We start from the raw sequence: 19,981 nt of genomic DNA on the forward strand, positions 1-19,981 counted from the left end.
AAATATCATATCAATAGCCATTGATTCCTATCCAACCACTTTCACTATCTCCCCTCTCCAGCTAGGCTTCGGGTAGTATCCACATCAGCCCGCCACCCGCTGCCCAGCCAACCACGCTGCCTACCACCAGCTCGGCCAGAGTATGCCGGCGCAGCACAAGCCGCGAAGCGGCAATCAGGGTGGCCAGCACCAGAGCGGTTGCGCCCCAGGTGGGTTCCAGGCGTAGCAGCACGCAAGCCAAGAAAAAGGATATAGCCGCGTGCAACGACACTTTCAGCCAGAAATTGAGCAGGTAGCACGCCAGCAGAAGCCCCCACGCCGCCGCTAGGCCGTACCGGAACCCGCCGTCGGCTTGCTGCTGCCAGAACAGCACGAGCGTGGCCAGCCCCAGCAACGCCAGCAGCACCGGATAAAAGGAGTTGCGCTGCTTCCGCTCCGATACGTCGAAGTTGGTGTAGGTACCGCGCCGCGTCTGCCGCAGGTTCCATAAGCCGATGGGCACTACCACCAGCAGCACGCTGCCAATAGCCCACCCGGAAGCCGCGCCCTGCCACTGCCGCACGGCCACAAAAGCCACCATCGCCGGCACCAGCATCAACGGGTGCCCCAGCCCGGATACTGCTGCCGCCACCCGGCGCACCATCAACGAGTCGAGCATAGTTTAGCGGTCCAGCCAGGCCTTGAAGGCGGCTACTTTCTCGCGGCTGACCAGTACGGTGTCGTTGTCGGGGGCGGCGGGCTTGAGGACAGTTTGCAGGCGCGAATTAGTGTAGTGGATGATGTCGTGGATGGCCTCGGCATGAGCCAGATAGGCGCGGTTGAGGCGGAAGAACTCCGTAGGGTCGAGCATCTGCTCCAGCTGCTCCAGCGTGTAGTCCACCACAAAGCGGCGGCCCTCACGGGTATGCAGCAGCGTCACTTTTTCCAGGCTGGCGAAGTAGGCAATCTGCTCCACCGGGATGGCCTTCAGATGCTCGCCCACCCGCACCACAAACCGGGACTTATACTCTTTGGCTGGCTGCGCCTGCTGCAGCACGCGTGCCAGCAGCGCCGCATCAAACTGTGGGGTGGCCGCTTCGCGCTGGCGCTGCAGCTTGGCCAGCGCCGCCGTCAGCTCCTCCGGGGCTATGGGCTTGAGCAGGTAGTCCACACTGTTCACTTTGAACGCCCGCAGCGCATACTTGTCGTAGGCCGTAGTGAAAATGACCGGGCTGCGGATTTCGAGCCGCTCAAACAGCTCGAAGCTCAGCCCATCGGCCAGATGAATATCCAGAAACAACACGTCGGGCGCGGGCTGCAACGCCCGCAGCAGCGTCTCCGCCTCCACCACCGATTCGGCCATGCCCACTATTTCTACCGGCTGCGGCTGCTTTTTCAGGAGCCCCGCCAGGCGGTTGGCAGCCAGTGGTTCGTCTTCGATGATGAGGGCGCGGAGCGGTTGCGTGGTAATGAGGGCCATAAAAAAGGCAGAGGCTTGTTAGTATAGTAAGCAGCAACTGGTTACTGCTTACCAGAGAAGGAAGTTAACAGGTAAGCTGGCCGAGGCAGCACTGCCGCTGCGGCCAGCTTAGCACGGCGCTGCGGAGCTTGTGCATTTATTCCAACTCCAGCAGCGGCAGCGTTACAAGGAATTCGGTTTCGGTTTTGATTACTACCACCAACTCGCTCGTCAGGAAAGCATAGCGTGCCTGCAGGTTCTGCAGGCCCAGGCCCGTCGATTCGCCTTCGGGCACGCGGCGGTAGCGCAAGGTGTTGCGTACTGTGAGCCGGCGCGCGGCAGCATCCAGCTCCACCGTGATGCGCAGCGGGTCGCGCTGGCTGGTGGCGTTGTGCTTGAGGGCGTTTTCGAGCAGCAACTGCACGGCCAGCGGGGGCACCAGCAGTGTTTCCAACGCAGCCGCAGGAGGCAGCTTCAGCTCCACGCTCAACCCCTCGCCCAGCCGGGTTCTTTGCAGAAACAGATACGACTCCACGAAGCGCATTTCCTCCGCCACCGATACCACTTCCTGCTCCTGGCTGTCGAGCACGTAGCGGTAGACCTGGCTGAGCTGCCGGATGAAGCGCACGGCGCGGCTGGGGTCTTCCTCCACCAGCGACGTGAGGGCGTTCAGGGAGTTGAACAGGAAGTGCGGATCTACCTGGCGGCGCAACGAATCGAGGCGGGCTACGGCGTTTTCCTTTTCCACCCGCTCGGCCCGGATGGCGGCCTCGCGCCAGTGCTGCAGGAACGAGCGGCTGTGCAGAAACAGCGACACCACCCCGGTTATAATCAGCGGAAACGCATACTGCGGCCACATGCGGGCGGCAAATATCCGCTGGACCGGCTGGTGCAGATACAGCACATGAAACGTGCCGTTTACCAGCAGAATAACCACCAGCGAGGCCACCAGGGAGGCTACCAGCGTGAACAGAAAGCGGCGCGCGGGCTGCCGGGTCCAGTCGGCGCGGGAGTTGAGCCACTCCACCGCGTAGCCGTTCACCAGCCACAGCCCGGCCGTGTAGGCAAAGGTGATGATGAAGTTGAGCAGCATTTCCGGCAGATTGCCCCAGGCGGCCGGGTCCATGCTCACGCTTATCACGGCCGCTATCAGCAGCAGTATAGCCAGCAGCCGGAACAGCTCCCGGGGGCGGCGGTGCAGGGGCAGAAGCGCAGGATGCTGGTCGTTCATGGCGGAAGAAGGGCCCGAATCTAAGCAGAAACCGGCAGCATCCGGGTCAGCCAGCGCCAACTCGGCGGCGGCCAGAGGCACCCGGCTACTGGGCACTGCTGGTAGCCGTTTCGTACTGCTTCAGGCGGCCCAGCAGCTGCCGCTCGCCCCAGTTAGGCGCCAGCACCGAGGCGGGTTTGAAGGCAGCGTAGCTCACCTTGGCCTGGTCGTAGAAAGGTTTGGCGGCCTCAGCGCCACCGCCTACCATCTTGGGCCGGAAGTAGAGGTTGTTGCCGCGCAGCAGCAGCACGCGGGGGTTCTGGGGGTTGGCCGTCTGGGCCTGGGTCAGAGCGTCTTCTACCTTGCCGCCGTAGGCCATAAAGCGCGTCATCGGCGAAACCATGATACGGCCCTGGTAGATGTAGGCCTGTAGCGCACTCACCTCCGACTCGTCGCCGCGCAGCTTGCGGGCCTGGGCCAGGGCGGCATCGGCCTGGTCGAGGTATTTGTCCTTGGCCTCGTCGCCCTCTTTGGTCACGAAGCAGGCAATAACGCGGGCATACGCTTGGTAGTAGCGGGGCAGCCAGTCCTGCGGGGCCACGGCCGCGGCGCGTTCCAGCTTGGCATCGGCCTGCATGAGTTGGGGCACTTCCCCCGATTTCATCAGTTCCGAGATGGTAGCAGCCATCATGGTGGTGTAGGCATCAGCAGGGGCAGCGGCGGTGGCAGCGGGAGCAGCAGCGGTAGTTGGCATCTGGGCTTGCGCGGCGAAGGAGGCGGCGAGGGCGAGCAGGAGGAGCGTCTTTTTCATGATGTAAAGGAGGTTAGTGGCGGTTGAGTGATTCAAAGGTGCGCGCCGCTAAGCCGCCAGCAAACTGGCAGTTGCCGAAGTGTCGGATACGCCGGATGAAGCGTCGTCATACCGGATTCGGGCTTTTTCTACAGCCGCTCAGTAATGCCGTGAACTATACAATTGCTTATTCTTCCGGTAATATTCTGATAATGGGAGGCCGGTAGTTTTGCGGTCGAAATAACCTCCCAAAACTATGCCTCACAGTTACTTAGCTCGAGCCACCCGGCTCTGTGCGACGGGCCTCCCTGTGCTTTTTCTGAGCACCAGCGCCCTGGCACAATCCCAATCCGTTTCGGGTAGCGTAACCGACGACCAGGGCCAGGCCCTGCCCGGTGCCACTGTGGTAGTGAAGGGCACTACCAACGGCACCTCTACTGATGCGCAGGGGGCCTACACCATCAGCGCGCCTTCCGATGCAGTGCTGCTCGTGACCTATATCGGCTTCCTGACGCGCGAAGTACCGGTAGAAGGCAAAACCCAGCTCAACCTGCGGCTCACACCTGATACCAAGCAGCTGAATGAGGTGGTCGTGACGGCTCTGGGCATCAAGCGGGAGCAAAAGGCCCTGGGCTACGCTACTCAGACAATTGGCGGCGACGCCCTGCTGGAAGCCCGCCCGAACAACTTCTCGCAGGCGCTGTCGGGCAAGGTGGCGGGCCTGAGCCTGATTTCGGCAGGCTCGGGTCCGGTGAACTCCACCCGCATTTCGCTGCGTGGCGACAACTCCCTGAACCCCAACGGCAACAATGCCCTGATTGTGCTGGATGGCGTGCCCATGAACAGCGGCCTGACCAGCTCCGGCGTAAGCAGCGCCTACGGGGCCGGCTCCGGCAACGACGTGCCCGTGGACTTCGGCAACGGCATTGCCGACATCAACCCCGACGATATTGCCAGCATCACGGTGCTGAAGGGTGCCAGCGCTACGGCGCTGTATGGCAGCCGCGCCGCCAACGGCGCCCTCATCATCACCACCAAAACTGGTTCGCGCAAAAAGAAAGGTCTGGGTGTGACGGTGAACAGCAACTACAGCGTGAACACCGTGCTGCAGTGGCCCGAGTATCAGTACGAGTACGGCCAGGGTACCGGCCGCGCCTTCAACGCGGCCGGCGACATGTACTACTCCTACGGTGCCTCAGCCGACGGGGCCAACACCGGCGGCACCAGCAGCGCCTTCGGCCCGAAGTTCAACGGGCAGATGTATTACCAGTACGACCCCGTCACGCAAGCCCAATCGGCGGAGCGGCTGCCGTGGGTGCCGTACAAAGACAATATCAAGGGCTTTTTCCGGACTGGCTCCACGCTCACCAATAGCGTGGCACTGGAAGGCGGCAACGAAACCAGCTCGGCGCGGGCCTCCGTGACGCACTCCAAAAACGAGTGGATCATGCCCAATACGGGCTACGAGCGGCTGACGGCGGCCCTGAGCGTGAACCAGACCATTGCCAGCAAGCTGAAGCTGGCCGGCAAAGTCAACTTCACGAACCGCACCAGCGACAACCTGCCCGCCACCGGCTACAACAACCAGTCGTTGTCGTACTTTATGATTTTCCAGAACCCCAACGTGCCGCTCGATGCGTACCGCACCATCTGGAAAAAAGGCTTCGACCAAATAGACCAGGTGCACCCGTTCAGCTCGTTCATCGACAATCCGTTTCTGATTGCCTACGAGATGACCAACGCCGTGACGACGCGCACCACCGTGGGCAACCTCTCGGCCACCTACGACCTCACGCCGAAGCTGAGCCTGCTGGCCCGCTCGGGCATTGCCCTGAGCCAGGAAAACCGCGAAATGCGCCGCCCTTACAGCACGGCCAACTTCCAGAAAGGCTACTTCAAGCAGCAGGATATCAGCAACTACGAGGCCAACACCGACTTCCTGCTGACCTACCACGAGCAGCTGGGCCAGCACTTCGACCTGCGGGCTTCGGTGGGCGGCAACGCCATGTACCGCCGCTACCGGGGCACCGACGGCGTGGTGGAAGGCCTCGTAATTCCGGGCGTGTACAAGCTCACCAACGGCCTCAGCAACCCGCTACTGACCAGCACCACCACGGCCCGCCGCATCCACAGCCTCTACGCCCTCACCTCGCTGTCGTTCGACGACAAGATCTTCGTGGATCTGACCGGGCGCAACGACTGGTCGAGCACGCTGCCGGTGCAGAACAACTCGTTCTTCTACCCGTCCATCAGCTCCAGCTTTATTCTGAATGAGCTGCTGCCGATGCCCACGTCTATTTCGCTGGCGAAGCTGCGGCTGTCGGCGGCGCAGGTCGGCAACGACACCGACCCGTATTACACCCGCAAGTACTACGGCCGTAGCGACTTTCCCGGCGCGGGCTCGGTACCCACCACGCTGTTCAATACGGATTTCAAGCCCGAAATTACGACCAGCTACGAGGCCGGCGTGGAGTACCTGATGTTCCAGGGCCGCATCGGGGCCGATGTGACCGTGTACCAGAACACCACGCGCAACCAGATTTTGGAAGTGCCCATCGACCCCACCACCGGCTACAGCCGCGCCCTGCTCAATGCCGGCGAGGTGCGCAACCGAGGCGTGGAAGTGGTGCTCAACGCCCGGCCCATCGACAACAACGCCTTCAAGTGGAAAACTACCGGCACCTGGGCCCGCAACCGCAACAAGGTGCTGAGCCTGGCCGAGGGCCTGACCGATCAGCAGGTGATTGGCACCGGCGGCACGGCCACCATTCTGGCCACCGTGGGTGGCACCACCGGCGACATCTACGGCTTCGGCTTCGACTACTCGCCCGACGGCCAGATCATCTACAACAAAGACGGCCTGCCGGTGCAGCCGGCCGCCATCAAGTACATCGGGCGCGCCTACGCCGACTGGAAAGGCGGCCTGCTGAACGAGTTTTCCTACAAGAATTTCCGGGTGAGCGTGCTCTTCGACGGGCAGTATGGCGGCATCGTGTACTCGCAGACTCACCACAAAATGAGCGAGCAGGGCAAGCTGAAATCGACGCTGCCGGGCCGCGAGGAAGGCTTCATCATCGGCGACGGAGTGGTGCGAAACGCCGACGGCACCTTCTCGCCGAACACGACCAAGGTCATTCCGGCGGCTTACTACGCCGAGTACTACCGCCGCGCCAACATCGAGAGCAACTCGTTTGACGCTTCTTACATCAAGCTGCGCGAAGCTCGTCTCGAATTCAACCTGCCCACTGCGCTGCTGGCCCGCACCAAAGCCCTGACCGGCGCCACCATCGGCCTCTACGGCCGCGACCTGGCCATGTGGACCAAGTTCCCCATGTTCGACCCCGAAACGGCGGCCCTGAACGGCGGCACCATCCTGCCCGGCGTGGAAATCGGCCAGCTGCCCTCCACTCGCACGATGGGCGTGAACCTGACGCTGCAGTTTTAACAGGTGCATATCATCAGAACAGTCATGCTGAGCTTGTCGAAGCATCTCTACCGCTTCGCCTACCGATTCTCAACGAAGCGGTAGAGATGCTTCGACAAGCTCAGCATGACGTTCTGAAAACCTTCCCTTCTCCTGACTTCCTGTTTCCAATGAAAAACTATACTCTCCTGCTACTGCTGGCCCTGAGCAGTGGCTTGGCTTCCTGCACCGATGGATTTGAGGAGCTGAACACCGACCCCAACCGCATCGAGAAAATCAGTCCGGGCACGCTGCTCAACCCGATTGTGTACGAGGTAGCGGCCTTCAATACGCAGCGCGCCGATGCCTTCACGTTCGACATCATGCAGGTGGCGCTGCCGTTTCCGAGCGTATCGGGTGGGGTGCACCGCTATGTGGTGAGCGAAAGCGCCGGCAACTCGACCTGGACCACGTACTACCGCTGGCTGGCTAACATCCGGGAGATGCGCGCCGCGGCCGTGGCTGCCCAGGACCCCAACTACGAGGCCGTGGCCATGACCCTGAACGCCTGGGTGTACGCCAACCTCACCGACTGTTTCGGCGACGTGCCCATGACCGAGGCCAGCCGCGCCGAGGAAGGCATTCTGTACCCGGCCTTCGACTCGCAGCAGCAAATCTACACCCAGCTGCTCGACGACCTGGACCGCGCCAACGGCCTGTTTGATACCGCCAAGCCAATGAGCTACGGCAGCGACCTGCTCTACAACAACAGCGTGGCCAACTGGCGGCGGTTCTGTAACTCGCTGCGCCTGCGCCTGCTGCTGCGCGTAAGCAAGCGCCCGGAGATGAACGCCCCCACCCGGCTGGCAGCCATGCTCAACGACCCGACCCGCTACCCGGTATTCACGCAGAACAGCGAGGCAGCCATCCTGAAAATCACGGGCGTGGCACCCAACGTGTCGCCGTGGGGCCGCGCCGTCGATTTCACCACGTTCCGCGCGGCGGCCGAATTCTTCATCGACAACCTCAACGCCTGGAGCGACCCGCGCCTGCCCAAATTCAACACCCAGGCCCGCACCCAGACCGGCAGCACCACCATCGGCTACCGGGGTATTCCGAGCGCCTATGGGGGCAGCGACGCGCAGTTTCAGTTTCAGCCTTCCAACCAGAACATAGCGCTGGTAACGGCCACGGTAGCCGCGCCCATGCAGTCGGTGCTGATGAGCTACGCCGAGGTGGAATTCATCCGGGCTGAGGCCGCGCAGAAAGGCTGGACGACCGCCGACGACCGCACCCACTACGAGCGGGGCGTAAAGGCAGCGGTGGAGCAGTGGGGCGCGGTGTTGCCCACTACCTATTTCCAGAACACGGCCGCGGCTTACGACGGGTCGCTGGCCCGCATCATGCTGCAGAAGTACTACGCACTGTATTTCAACGACTACCAGCAATGGTTTGAGTACCGCCGCACGGGCCTGCCGGTGCTGCCCCGCGGCCAGGATCTGCAGAACGGCGGCCGTATGCCGGTGCGCTTCCGCTACCCGCTGGTGGTGCAGACCAACAACGGCACCAACTACCGCGCTGCCGTGCAGGCCATGGGCGCCGACGACGTGAACACCAAAGTGTGGTGGGAAAAATAGGCTACCCAACTACTGGTTCAACCATCATGCTGCGCTTGCCGAAGCATCTCTGCCACTACCCTCATGCCTGTTTTTGAGGACGAAGCGGTAGAGATGCTTCGGCAAGCGCAGCATGACGTTCATTCAACAATCTTACTCTTACGGAATAGCATGTCGCAACAACGCAGAACCTTCCTCAAATCCATTGGCCTGGCCGGACTGGGCGTTACGCTGGACGTGAACCTGGGCCTGGCCCGGCCCCAAACGTCCCCGACGGCTACTGGTAGGGAAACGGCCGTAGCTACGCTCACCGGCAAAGTGCATGCGGGTGGGCAGGGCATAGCGGGCGTAGCCGTGACGGACGGCATCAGCGTGGTGCTCACCGATGCGAAGGGCCAGTACGAGCTGGAAAGCAGCGGGGCCGCTGAATTCGTCTATATCTCGGTGCCGCGCGGCTACGAGTTTCCGCACGAGCAGGGCGTGGCGCGTTTTTACCGCAAGAAGGAGCCCGTACGGGGCCGGTTCAGGGCAGATTTTGAGCTGCGCAAGCTCACGCAGGACGATACCCGGCACAACTTTGTCGTGTGGGCCGACCCGCAGATGATTTCCAAAGCCGACGCCGCCGAATTCAAGGCCACGGCCGTACCCGACACGCAGAAGCTGGTGGCAGGATACGGCGCGGGCCCGCTGTTTCACGGCATCGGGTGCGGCGACCTGGTCTGGGACCATTTCGAGCTGTTCGAGGATTACCAGCAGGGCGTGGCCAGCACCGGCATTCCGTTCTTCCAGGTGATTGGCAACCACGACATGGACCTCACGGCCCGTACCGACGAAGGCTCAGCCGACACGTTCAAGAAGCTATTCGGCCCCACCTACTACTCCTTCAACCGCGGCGAAATCCACTACGTGGTGCTGGATGACGTCTTTTTTATCGGGGCCGCCAAGAAGTACATCGGCTACCTCACGGAGCGGCAGCTGGCGTGGCTGGAGCAGGACCTGGCGCACGTGAAAGCCGGCACAACAGTGGTGGTGAGCCTGCACATTCCGCCCTACACCCGGCAGCACATCCGCAACAAGGAAAAGGAGGAGCCGATGGGCGGCGTGGTAGCCAACCGCAAGGAGCTGTACCGGCTGCTACAGCCCTACAAAGCGCACATTATGTCGGGCCACACGCACTTTAATGAGGTGCTGCAAACCGCCGACAACGTGACCGAGCACGTGCACGGCACGGTGTGCGGCGCGTGGTGGACGGGCCCCATCTGCACCGATGGCACGCCCGGCGGCTACGGCGTATACGAAGTGCGCGGCCCGGAGCTGACTTGGTACTACAAAGCCCTCGGGCAGGAGCGCAGCCACCAGTTTCGCATCTACCCGAAAGGCAGCCTGCCGGAACGCCCCGAGGCGTTGGCCGTGAACGTCTGGAACTGGGACCCCACCTGGAAAGTAGCCTGGTTTGAAGACGGGGTGCGCAAAGGCGAGATGGAGCAATACACCGGCCTCGACCCGCTGTCGGTGCGGCTGCACGCCGGTCCGGCCCTGCCCGCCAAGCATAAATGGGTAGACCCCACCCTCACCGAGCACCTGTTCGTGGCCAACGTATCGGCGCAGGCCCGGCAGATTCGCGTAGAAGTCACCGACCGGTTCGGGCAGGTATACACCGATACGCTGACGGCGTAGGCTCATCGAACCGTTTTCACTCCGTAGTGCAGGGCTACCACTCTGGACTACGGAGTTTTTTTCTCCACGTCCGTTGCGCTGCATATGAAATTCCTGGTCCTGCTACTTGCTCTTTTATCAGCTTCCGGCGCTAGCGCTCAACTGGCCTCCTTCGACCGGCAGGGCCACCGTGGCTGCCGCGGCCTGATGCCCGAAAACACTATCCCGGCCATGCGCAAAGCCCAGGAACTGGGCGTAACGACGCTGGAAATGGATCTGTGCATCAGCCAGGACAAGCAGGTGCTGCTCTCCCACGACCCGGTTATGAACGCCGATTTCGTGCTGCGGCCCGATGGCCTGCCTATCACCAAAGCGGAGGAAAAGCAGCTGCGCCTCTACGCCCTGCCCTATGCCGAAATCAGGCGCTACGATGTGGGCAGCAAGCCCTACGCCAAGTTTCCGAGGCAGCAGAAGCTGCGCACCTACAAACCTCTGCTGTCAGAAGTCATCGACTCGGCGGAGGCCTACGCCCGCCTGAAAAAGCTGCCCGCGCCGCGCTACAACCTCGAAACCAAAACCACGCCGGCCGGCGACGACGTGCTGCATCCGGCCCCCGAGGAATTTGTGCAGCTGCTGCTGGCCGTGGTGCGGGCCAAGGGCATCGAAAGCCGCGTTACCATTCAGTCTTTCGACCCGCGCACGCTGGAGGTAGTTCACCGCCTCTCCCCTGCCCTGGCCACGGCCCTGCTCGTCGAGAACCAGCCGGACCTGGCCTCGAACCTGGCCCGGCTCAGCTTCCGCCCTACCATCTACAGTCCGGCCTACCGGCTGGTGACGGCCGAGCTGGTGGCCGAGTGCCACCGGCAGCACATTCGCGTTGTTCCCTGGACCGTCAATTCCGCCGACGCCATAGAGCGGCTGGTGCAGCTGCGAGTGGACGGCATCATCACCGACTACCCCGACCTGTTCCCGGCCACGGGGCGCTAATCGGGTGCGGTGTTCAGGTCCACTTTCTGGTTCTTGTTGATCGAAACGAATACGCCTACGAACAGCATACGCGGAGCCGACGGCGTAACGGCCGTGCGGCCGAAGGAACCATCCGGTGCGGCCGTGTCGGCGAAGCGGTAGCCGAACACATTCTCGCGGCCCAGCACGTTGCTCACGCTCACGTAGAGGATGGTAAACTGCTTGCCAATGGTGGTGAGGTAGCTGGCGTTCAGGCTCAGGTCCTGGTAGCTGGGCAGGCGGCCTTGGTTGTAGCCTTCCTGGTTGGGATTGTGGTAGCGGCGCGGGCTGCCGTAGCTGGCCGTGAAGCCCACCTGCGTGTGCAGCTTTGCCACCCAGTATTTGCCCACCAGGTTCAGGTTGTGCCGCGCTGCGAAGGTGGGCATGGCCGACACCGGGTCTTGCCGGGACTGGCGGCGCGTGTCCAGAAAGCCGTAGCTGATCCAGTAATCGGTGTTTTTCAGGCTCTTCCGGTCGCGCCAGTACAGGTCGAGGCCGCGGGCATAGCCGGTGCCGGTGCTGCGGTAGGTGCTGGCATCGGTAGGGCGCTCCGGGTCGAAGACGGTGAGGTGGTGGTAGGTCTTGTGGTAGGCTTCGGCCCGCAGCGTTTTGTTGTCGTGGGTGCGCTGGTAAGTGAGCATGGCGTGCCGGGCCCGTTCGAAGCGCAGGGCGCTGCTCACGCGCAGCAGGTCGTTGGTGGGCGTCTGATAAAACAGGCCGTAGGCCCCCGAGACCGAGCTGTTGGCTCCGGTCTGCCAGGCCAGCGCCAGGCGTGGCGCCGCATTCCACCGGTTCAGCAGCCCCGAGTATTCGGTGCGGGCCCCGGCCCGCGCCATCAAGCGGTCCGAAAGGCTGATATCGGCCTCGGCAAAGGCGGCGGCGCGGCGCTCCGTGAAGCGGCCGGCATTCCAGGTAGGGGCGCCGCTGGTTTCCTGGTAGGTGCGGCGGTACTGCTGGCCCAGGCCTTCCGCCCCCACTTTCAGGGTCCAGTTGGCACCCGCCGAATCGTTGGTGAGCACCACGCGCCCGATGAGGCTTTGCTCCAGCTCCTGCAGCCGGACTGCGTCGGGGCGCACCGTGTTGTCGTCGCGGGTGAAGGCGGCCCCGGTTTGCAGGCTCCAGCCGCCGCGTAGCGGGCTGCGGAACGTGGCGTTGAGGTAGCCGTTGCCGTTGTAGAGCCCCACGGTCCGCTCGGCGCTGAGCTGCTCGTTGGGCTGGCGCAGACCCAGGCGCTGCTGCTGCCACACGCCGTACACTTTCAGCATGCCGGCCGCGCCGGTGCGGTGGCGCAGACTCACGGAGCTGCCCAGCGTCTGCGGAGCCTTCACCCAGCCAAACGACTGCGGCACCAGCCCGAAATACGGTTGCAGGTTCACGTAATCGGCCGTAACGGCCACCGACGTCCGCTCCCAGCGCTGCACCCGGCTCAGACTGCCGCCCACCGACATGACGCTCACGCCGGTCTGGGTTTCGGGAGCCAGGTCGGTGGTGTTGAGCAGCACCACGGCGCTCAGCGCCTGCCCGTACTCGGCCGAGTAGCCACCGGTACTGAACACGGTGCCTTTAAACAGGAAAGGCGAAAACCGCCCCCGTGCCGGCACGCTGGGCACCGAGCCGTTGTAGGGCGTCTGTACGGCCAGGCCATCGAGGTATGTTTTGGTTTCGTGGGCGGCGCCGCCGCGCACAAACAGCTTGCCTTCCTCCCCTACCCGCGTGGTGCCGGGCAGGGCATTCAAGGCCCCGGCTACGTCACCCAGCGCGCCGGCCGTTGTCACGATGTCGAGGGGCTTGAGCACGGCGCCGCGCTTCTCGTCGCTGGCCTCAAAAGCACCGGCCGTGATGGTAACGCCGCCCAGCTGGTGGCGGTCGGCCTTCATCTTCAACTGCAGCTTGAGGGGCTGGCCGGTACACTGGATGGGCAGGTTCTGGGGTTCGTAGCCCAGCAGACTCAGCACCAGCACCTGCGCTCCGGCCTGGGTGGTTTCCAGCCGAAACACGCCCAGCGAATCGGTAGCAGTGCCATCGAAGGTGCCGCGCAGAAATACGTTGGCGCCCGGCAGCGGCTGGCCCTGCCCGTCATGGATAGTGCCCTGGAGCAGCGTGGGAGTTTGGGCGCGCAGCCCCAGCAGAGGGGCCAGCAGCAGGAGCACGAGTAGCAGACGTTTCATGGGGGTAGCAGCTAGGTGATACCCAAAAGTGGGCGGCTGCCGGGGCCGTAGAAACTTGCGGTTACCGAAGCGTCAGATTAGGCGGATGAAATGTAGGAGGTGGAGACGGTTGTGCTGCTTGAGTTAACTACTTGCTTATACAAGCCTTATTGAGCCTCATCATTTGCTTGCAAACATATCATATGATAACTAGCCAGTATCCAGTGCACTACTTTATTAAGGTCAATTGCACTATTTTCCGACTATCATATGATTTGTATAATGAGTCAACGTTCAACTTTTTATTACATATATCAGAAAGAGCAAGGACAGACCCTCCAAAATAATCAATAGGGTCAATCTTTGGCTTATTAAACAAGTAATTATCTAATGAATCTCTAAAATCTATTTTTTGATTATTTACCTCCGCATCCAAATATGAAATCATATGAGCTTTACCAAAAAATAATTTCCTAAAATGCTTTTGAGCCATAACAACTTCATCATATGTATTACACGCTGCAATTTCAGACTCCGCCTCACATAATTCATAATAAATCGACTTCTTCTCGTTAAATTTTTCGATACTCACTTTCTGTTCAGCTAAGTAATTCTCTTTGTCTTTAGTCTCTATCACCTCCCAAACTGTCCAAAATCCTCCTATCAGGAGAGCTAGGGATGAGAAAGTGGCTAGTACACGGTCGTAAATCCTCAACTTATCTTCTGAAATAGCCATGATATTATGGGTTGATTCTTGATCAATGAATATAGCATATGAAGGCTATCAACCAAAATAAATTATATATGTATATATCGTCCACATTATTTTAAGACGGCACTAAGTTGCCCTGGACTCGCTCGGCTGGGCCCAGTGAGTTCTACGCCTGAGGGGCTACGCCCCGCAATCCACCCGAGCCGCTTGTCCTGTGCCCGCAGACGCGCGCAACACAGCTGCTGGGGCGTAGGCCTCACTCGGCCCAGCCGAGCGAGGGCGGAGATAGTATCGCGCTAGGTATGCTCCGAGGACCATCGGAGAGGTTCCGAAGCCCACCAACCTACCTCCGAACCCTTCCGATGGTCCCCGGAGGACCATCCGACCACTTCCACGGACCAACGATGGGCCTCCGAGGACCATCGTTGCACTTCTGAAGATCATCGTTGCACTTCGCCGGACCACCGGACCACTTCCGAAGACCACCGGAGGGGTTCGGAAGCACAACTGCCCCGCCCGGAGGACCAGGCGAGGCAGTTTGGGGTGATGCGGCGGCGGTTTAAACCGTCTAGGGCTTGGACGCAGCTTCCTTTTTGGGTTGTTTGGCGAAGCGGCCTTTCAACTCCTCGTAGGCGGCCTGGGCGCCGGGCATGTTGGCCTTGGCGGCACTCTGGATGTTGCGGTACACCACCAGCGCATCGGTGTAGGCCTCGCCGCCGGTCTGCATCATGGTGCTTTCTATGTCGGTGGAGAGCTGCTGCAGGGGGCGGAAGAAGCTGGCCAGGTCGTTGGTGGCCTTGATATCGAGCTTCATTTCCTTGAAATCGACGAAGGATGGCACAAAGCCGGGCGTGGCCGTGCCGTACTCGTCAATCTTGGTCATGAAGCCCAACGACCGGTCGCCCATCTTCACGATGCCCTGCCGCTCGTCGGGGGTGAGCGGGTGCAGGTAGGGGGTCATCTCTTCTTTAATGAGGGCAATGGCGTCGTCAACCTTCTGCTTGACGTCGGCGGGAATGGTAACGGATATGCGGTTGAGCATGAGAAATGGGGGTAAAGGGTGAAAAAGCGGAAAAGCAGCTCAGGCCCCATTTCGGTGTATAAACAGGGATAGTCGGATAGGATAGCAGGAGAGAAAGATGCCGGGAAAATCCAACGAATGCAAGCCTGTCTTCCAAAAAAATCGGCAGTGGCAGCGAGCGTGTAATTTCCCGGCTGACGGCCTTACTTTGGGACTTTGTTTCTACCCTCGTTTTTTTGCTGCGTGCCTATGTTCCGCCTGTTCTCCTCGAAACCCAAAGCCGCGCCGGCTGCCCAGGTCGACCCACTGCTGGCTTTCGTGCGTGAAATCGGGCTGGAGGTGCGCGAGGCCACGCTCCGGCAGCCCACGTTTCTGCCGGGGCTGCTGCTGGAGCGCGGCGCGCTGGTGCTGGACCGTAGCCGCCTGCTCTACCCCGGCGACATTCTTCACGAAGCCGGCCACCTGGCCGTGACGCCCGCCGCCGAACGGCCCGCCGTGGGCGGCAACGTCACGGAGCACCACCCCGAGAAAGAAGGCGAGGAAATGGCGGTGCTGGCCTGGAGCTACGCCGCCGCGCACCACCTGGGCCTGCCGCCCGCCGTGGTGTTTCATCCTGATGGCTACAAGGGCCAGAGCGACTGGCTGATCAGCAGCTTCACGGGCGGCCGGTACATCGGGCTGCCGCTGCTGGTATGGATGGGGCTGACCACCACCGCTGGTTTTCCGCGCATGGAGCGCTGGCTGCGGACCTAGTCCGGCCGGCGTTTCGGCCCCGCCACGCGGGCCTCTTCCGTACCCCACGCAAAAGCCCCGCTCTTCGCAGAACGGGGCTTTTTGAGCTGGCAGCCGGAGCTGCTTAGTCGGCGTTGCCGGTAGCGCCGTCGTCGGTGAAGCTGGCGGCGTTGTTGGGGTTGTGCTGCGTGTGGCTGGCTACTTCGTTGGTGAGGGCCACATCCACGGAAGCCGTGGCGGCTTTGCGCTTTCTCTCGATGTCGGCGGCGGAGCAGGCGGGCACGCTCTTGAACGGCCACTGGCCCCGGGTGTAGCTGAAGTAGGCCCCGGCCACGGCGGCCAGAGAAGCGCCAATGATAACGCGGGCAGTTGCTTTCTTTTTCATAAGGGGGAAGAGGCAAGGGTAGGATTTTCGGTTTCCGCTGCGGGCATCCGGTAGTCCGGCAGTACGGTTCGGCAGGTGATGGAGTAACTGTTGCGCGGCACTTTCTGCCTTACCGGGGAGCCACCGGATACTCCCTAAACATGGTGGCTATGCCTTCATCTATGCGGGCGGCGAGCTTTTCGGGGTCTTTTGACAGCGGGCTGGCCGCCACGCCCTGCCAGATCTGCTCGTTGCGGGCGGCATCCACAATATCCACGGTAGCGGTGCCTTCGCGGTAGGTGCCGGCCGGCACCTGCTGCACCTGCCAGTGGTAGTTGCGCTGCCCGATGTAGCGGGGCCCGTCCCACTGAATATTGGTTTCGCGCGTCTGCACCTTCGCTTCCGTTACTACGCCAATGTTCACCCACAAGTCGGGCGAGTCGGCGCGCTGATAGCCGCGTAGCTCCATTTCGCGCGCCACGGCCTGCTTCAGGTTGGCGATGTTGGCGCTGCTGCCCCGGAAAGCGTCCTCATTGCGGGCCGTCACGTCCAGAAAGTTGTAGGTTTTGTACGCCGAGAAATCAACGCCCGGCGCCTGGGTCGTGGATTCTACCCGGACCGGCGAGCAGGCCGCACCGGCCAGCAGTACCAGCAGCAGCAGGAAGAGTTTCATAGCGTTGGAATGTGTAAAAAGGTGTCCTGGGAACCTGGCAGCAGTCAGCCCCAGCGGCAGCAGCCCGGCCTGATAAGCGGGTGTACGCAGAAGCCAATACGAATGGTATGGCGCAGGCCAGGCAGCGGGGCACGAGCGGCGCCGGGTTCTTCCGTTTTTTTATGGCCGGCAGTATCCTCGCTACAGCGCCGCTTCCTATCTTCGGCATCTGAATAGCAATATGTTCAGCGGTTATTCATTTCGTCTATGCCCTTCTTTAATCCTACAGCCAGCGTCGCGGAAGGCGACCGGCTCCAACTAAGCTGGCTCAAGTCAGGCTGGCTCTATCTGATGCTCGTTCCGGCGCTGCTGTGGGGCTGGTCGTCGTTGTCGGTGGAGCGCAGCGTGGCATCGGTTCTGTTGACGGTTTTTTCGGTGGGCCTGGGCCATTCCATTGGCCTGCACCGGGGCATCATTCACCGCGCCTACCGCTGCTCCCGCTTCACGCGCGGGCTGCTGGCCTACTGTTTCGTGCACTCGGGCCTGGGCGGACCGCTTTCCTGGGTGCGGGTGCACTATTTCCGCGACTACTGGCAGAACCGCGCCGACTGCCCTGCCTACTTCCGCTACGACCACTCCGTGCTGCAGGACTACGGCTGGAACCTGCACCTGGCCCTGCTGCCCGCCGACGAAAGCCGCTACGCCATTCCCGACGAAGACCTGCACGACCCGTGGCTAGTGTTTCTGCAGAACACCTGGTACTGGCACGTGCTGGGAGCGGCCGGCCTCATCTGGGCCGTGTTCAGCTTCGAGGCCATGATTGTCTGCGTGTGCCTGCGCATCAGCATCACCATTCTGGGCCACTGGTTTGTCGGCTTCATCTCCCATAAATACGGCTACGCCCGCTACGACATCGACGGCGCGGCCGAGCATGGCTACAACAATTTTGTGCTGGGGGCCCTGTCCTTCGGCGAAGGATTTCACAACAACCACCATGCGCACCCCAGCTCTGCCCGCATGGGCACCGAATGGTACGAGCTGGATCTGGGGTGGCACCTTATCCGGGGGCTGCGCGGACTTGGCGTGGTGTGGGATGTGCAAGTGGCAGGCCAGACCAACACGCTGAAGCGGCAGGCCAAAGCCCGGGCCTACCGCTGGCGCTGGCCCTGGCAGGAATAACCGGCGGCCGATACCCCTTTCGGCCCCAAAGGGCGGACACGGACTTCGGTTCGGGTCCGCTCTTTTTGTTTGCTGGCACCGGCTACCGGTTACCTTCGCGGCCTACTCCTACCCCAGCTGCCCAGTCATGACCCTCACCTGGACCACCAAAGCCTTCCCGGACCTCACGCTACCCGAACTATACACTCTGCTGCAGTTGCGCTCCGAGGTATTCGTGGTAGAGCAAGCCTGCGCGTTTCAGGACCTCGACGGGCAGGACCAGGCCGCCTACCACCTGCTTGGGCACACCGAAACCGGCGAGCTGGCAGCCTACACGCGGCTGTTTGCGGCCGGCATCAGCTACCCCGAGGCCAGCATCGGGCGCGTGGTGGTGAGCCCAAAGTTCCGGCGCTACGGGCTGGGGCGCGAGTTGCTGCGGCAGTCCATTGCGGCCATTGAGCATCTGTTCGGCCCGCAGCCCATCCAGATTGGGGCCCAGCTCTACCTCAGAGAGTTTTATGAAAGCTTCGGGTTCCGGCAGCTCGGCGAAGGCTACCTCGAAGACGGCATTCCGCATATTCACATGGTGCGGCCCTAGCCGCTACAGGCAAAACCGGCTGTTCAGGTTCGTCCGGTTCCTGCCCCGCGCCACCTGCTTATTTGGTGGCCTGATTGCCTTACCTTTGCTACGGCCTGTTCCGCCTGATTCTTCATCGTTTGCGCTTTCCCTATGGTTTCTGCTTTTCCGGTCGACTACCAACAACTGTTTCGGACGCTGCCCGAAAACTTTCTGCTCATAGCTCCCGACGCCGACGCCACTATCGTCGACAACACGGACAGCCATGAGGCCGTGTCCCTGAAAAGCCGCCAATCAGTGGTAGGAAAGCCGTTTTTCGACGCATTTCCAGCAACTGATGAAGAATCGGCGGGCATTATCCGGGAGTCGCACGCGCATGTGCGCCAGCATCTGACGTCCCACACCATGCCGCTGCTCCGCTACGACCTGGAGCGCCCCGAAGCGCAGGGTGGTGGCCTAGAGGAGCTGTATTGGGAAGCAACGCATTACCCGATTCTGGATGCGCAAGGCCAGCTGCAGTTTATTCTGCAGCGCACGCAGGACGTGACGGAGAAATACCGGGCCGCTTTGCAGGCTGCCGAAACCCAACGGGCCCTCAACGAAACCCAGAACCGCATGCGGTTCGTGCTGGAATCGGTGCCGATTCTGGTCTGGACCGCGCAGCCAGATGGTACGCGCGACTATTTCAACCAGCGCTGGCTGCAGTTTACGGGCCGCGAGCTGGCCGATGAGCTGCAGAACGGGTGGATAGCCAACCTGCACGAAGACGACCGGGCACGGGTTCTGGAAACCTGGGGCGAATCAGTAGCTACCGGCCAGCCTTACCAGGTAGAATACCGCCTGCGCCGAGCCGACGGGCAGTACCGCTGGATGCTGATGCGCGGCCTGCCCCGCCACGACGACGAAGGCCGCATTACGATGTGGGTAGGCGGTGGTGCCGACATCCACGACCAGAAACAGATGGTGCAGGAGCTGCTGGAAACCAACGAGCAGCAGGCGTTGCTTTCCGACCAGGCCTACGAGGCCTACCAGCTGGCCGTGCAGCAGCGCGAAACCTTCTTCAACCTGTTCATGCAGACGCCGGCCATGATCTGCATTCTGCGGGGCGCGGAGCACCGCTTTGAGTTTGTGAACCCGGAGTATCAGAAGCTGTTCCCAAACCGTACGCTGGTTGGCAAAACGGTGGCCGAAGCAATGCCGGAAGTCGTGGAGCAGGGCTTTATCCCGCTCCTCGACAACGTGTACAACACCGGCGAAACATTTATCGGCAACGAAGTTGACATTATGCTTGACCAGGACGGCAACGGCCAGTTGCAGCGCCGCTACCTCAACTTCACTTACCAGCTGTTTCTGGAAGGTGGCCAGAAAGCCGGCATTACGGTGTTTGCCTTCGATGTAACCGACCTGGTGCTAGCTCGCCAGCAACTTCAGAACCCTGGTTCTTCCGCGCAGTAAGATGGCATCCTATTCTTTCCACAGGCGACCATCCGGGGCAGTGCT

At 61.6% G+C, this 19,981-nt stretch carries 17 protein-coding genes; 8 read left to right on the forward strand and 9 right to left on the reverse strand.

All coding sequences use genetic code 11. The features are described 5' to 3' along the window. Nucleotides 1-61: 61 nt before the first annotated feature. The 4 genes from IC231_RS15725 to IC231_RS15740 all read right to left on the reverse strand — a co-directional run bounded on the left by IC231_RS15725 (nt 62) and on the right by IC231_RS15740 (nt 3,459). Entirely contained in the window at nt 62-658 is a 597-nt protein-coding gene (locus tag IC231_RS15725; RefSeq protein ID WP_190785445.1) for a phosphatase PAP2 family protein, read from the reverse strand. 3 nt (nt 659-661) lie between these two features. Continuing rightward, the gene (locus tag IC231_RS15730) at nt 662-1,459 is read right to left on the reverse strand and encodes a LytR/AlgR family response regulator transcription factor (protein ID WP_190785446.1); all 798 of its coding nucleotides are present in this window, start codon (nt 1,457-1,459) and stop codon (nt 662-664) included. 136 nt (nt 1,460-1,595) lie between these two features. After that, nucleotides 1,596-2,669, reverse strand: coding sequence for a sensor histidine kinase (locus IC231_RS15735; RefSeq protein ID WP_211539105.1), 1,074 nt, complete (start codon nt 2,667-2,669; stop codon nt 1,596-1,598). A gap of 85 nt (nt 2,670-2,754) precedes the next feature. Continuing rightward, nucleotides 2,755-3,459 carry a hypothetical protein gene (locus IC231_RS15740; RefSeq protein WP_190785448.1) on the reverse strand — a complete coding sequence of 235 codons (705 nt, stop codon included), beginning with the start codon at nt 3,457-3,459 and terminating at the stop codon, nt 2,755-2,757. 289 nt (nt 3,460-3,748) lie between these two features. Here IC231_RS15740 and IC231_RS15745 point away from each other — a divergent pair, with 289 nt between their 5' ends. The 4 genes from IC231_RS15745 to IC231_RS15760 all read left to right on the forward strand — a co-directional run bounded on the left by IC231_RS15745 (nt 3,749) and on the right by IC231_RS15760 (nt 11,100). Then, the gene (locus tag IC231_RS15745; protein WP_211539107.1) at nt 3,749-6,883 is read left to right on the forward strand and encodes a SusC/RagA family TonB-linked outer membrane protein; all 3,135 of its coding nucleotides are present in this window, start codon (nt 3,749-3,751) and stop codon (nt 6,881-6,883) included. 149 nt (nt 6,884-7,032) lie between these two features. Continuing rightward, entirely contained in the window at nt 7,033-8,478 is a 1,446-nt protein-coding gene (locus tag IC231_RS15750) for a SusD/RagB family nutrient-binding outer membrane lipoprotein (RefSeq protein ID WP_190785450.1), read from the forward strand. A gap of 150 nt (nt 8,479-8,628) precedes the next feature. Continuing rightward, nucleotides 8,629-10,134, forward strand: coding sequence for a calcineurin-like phosphoesterase C-terminal domain-containing protein (locus tag IC231_RS15755; RefSeq protein WP_190785451.1), 1,506 nt, complete (start codon nt 8,629-8,631; stop codon nt 10,132-10,134). Nucleotides 10,135-10,218: 84 nt separating this feature from the next. After that, nucleotides 10,219-11,100 carry a glycerophosphodiester phosphodiesterase family protein gene (locus tag IC231_RS15760; protein WP_190785452.1) on the forward strand — a complete coding sequence of 294 codons (882 nt, stop codon included), beginning with the start codon at nt 10,219-10,221 and terminating at the stop codon, nt 11,098-11,100. On the opposite strand, the gene IC231_RS15765 is transcribed toward IC231_RS15760, so the two are convergent. The 3 genes from IC231_RS15765 to IC231_RS15775 form a co-directional block, all read right to left on the reverse strand. Beyond that, entirely contained in the window at nt 11,097-13,286 is a 2,190-nt protein-coding gene (locus tag IC231_RS15765; protein ID WP_190785453.1) for a TonB-dependent receptor, read from the reverse strand. The genes IC231_RS15760 and IC231_RS15765 overlap by 4 nt on opposite strands. Before the next feature lie 208 nt (nt 13,287-13,494). Continuing rightward, nucleotides 13,495-14,001, reverse strand: coding sequence for a hypothetical protein (locus IC231_RS15770; protein ID WP_190785454.1), 507 nt, complete (start codon nt 13,999-14,001; stop codon nt 13,495-13,497). A 544-nt stretch (nt 14,002-14,545) separates the two neighbouring features. Continuing rightward, nucleotides 14,546-15,019 carry a hypothetical protein gene (locus IC231_RS15775; RefSeq protein ID WP_190785455.1) on the reverse strand — a complete coding sequence of 158 codons (474 nt, stop codon included), beginning with the start codon at nt 15,017-15,019 and terminating at the stop codon, nt 14,546-14,548. 228 nt (nt 15,020-15,247) lie between these two features. Between IC231_RS15775 and IC231_RS15780 the strand changes: the two genes are divergently transcribed. Beyond that, complete coding sequence (locus tag IC231_RS15780; RefSeq protein WP_190785456.1) at nt 15,248-15,751, forward strand: hypothetical protein; 504 nt, start codon at nt 15,248-15,250, stop codon at nt 15,749-15,751. Between the two features lie 103 nt (nt 15,752-15,854). On the opposite strand, the gene IC231_RS15785 is transcribed toward IC231_RS15780, so the two are convergent. Both IC231_RS15785 and IC231_RS15790 read right to left on the reverse strand, forming a co-directional pair. After that, entirely contained in the window at nt 15,855-16,115 is a 261-nt protein-coding gene (locus tag IC231_RS15785) for a hypothetical protein (protein WP_190785457.1), read from the reverse strand. 109 nt (nt 16,116-16,224) lie between these two features. Then, complete coding sequence (locus IC231_RS15790) at nt 16,225-16,767, reverse strand: DUF4136 domain-containing protein (protein WP_190785458.1); 543 nt, start codon at nt 16,765-16,767, stop codon at nt 16,225-16,227. 246 nt (nt 16,768-17,013) lie between these two features. Between IC231_RS15790 and IC231_RS15795 the strand changes: the two genes are divergently transcribed. The 3 genes from IC231_RS15795 (at nt 17,014) to IC231_RS15805 (ending at nt 19,936) form a co-directional block, all read left to right on the forward strand. Next, complete coding sequence (locus tag IC231_RS15795; RefSeq protein WP_190785459.1) at nt 17,014-17,925, forward strand: fatty acid desaturase; 912 nt, start codon at nt 17,014-17,016, stop codon at nt 17,923-17,925. A 127-nt stretch (nt 17,926-18,052) separates the two neighbouring features. Next, nucleotides 18,053-18,502, forward strand: coding sequence for a GNAT family N-acetyltransferase (locus IC231_RS15800; protein ID WP_190785460.1), 450 nt, complete (start codon nt 18,053-18,055; stop codon nt 18,500-18,502). A gap of 132 nt (nt 18,503-18,634) precedes the next feature. Continuing rightward, the gene (locus IC231_RS15805) at nt 18,635-19,936 is read left to right on the forward strand and encodes a PAS domain-containing protein (RefSeq protein ID WP_190785461.1); all 1,302 of its coding nucleotides are present in this window, start codon (nt 18,635-18,637) and stop codon (nt 19,934-19,936) included. Nucleotides 19,937-19,981 lie beyond the last annotated feature (45 nt).

The organism is Hymenobacter duratus, from assembly GCF_014698995.1.
Lineage (GTDB): Bacteria > Bacteroidota > Bacteroidia > Cytophagales > Hymenobacteraceae > Hymenobacter > Hymenobacter duratus.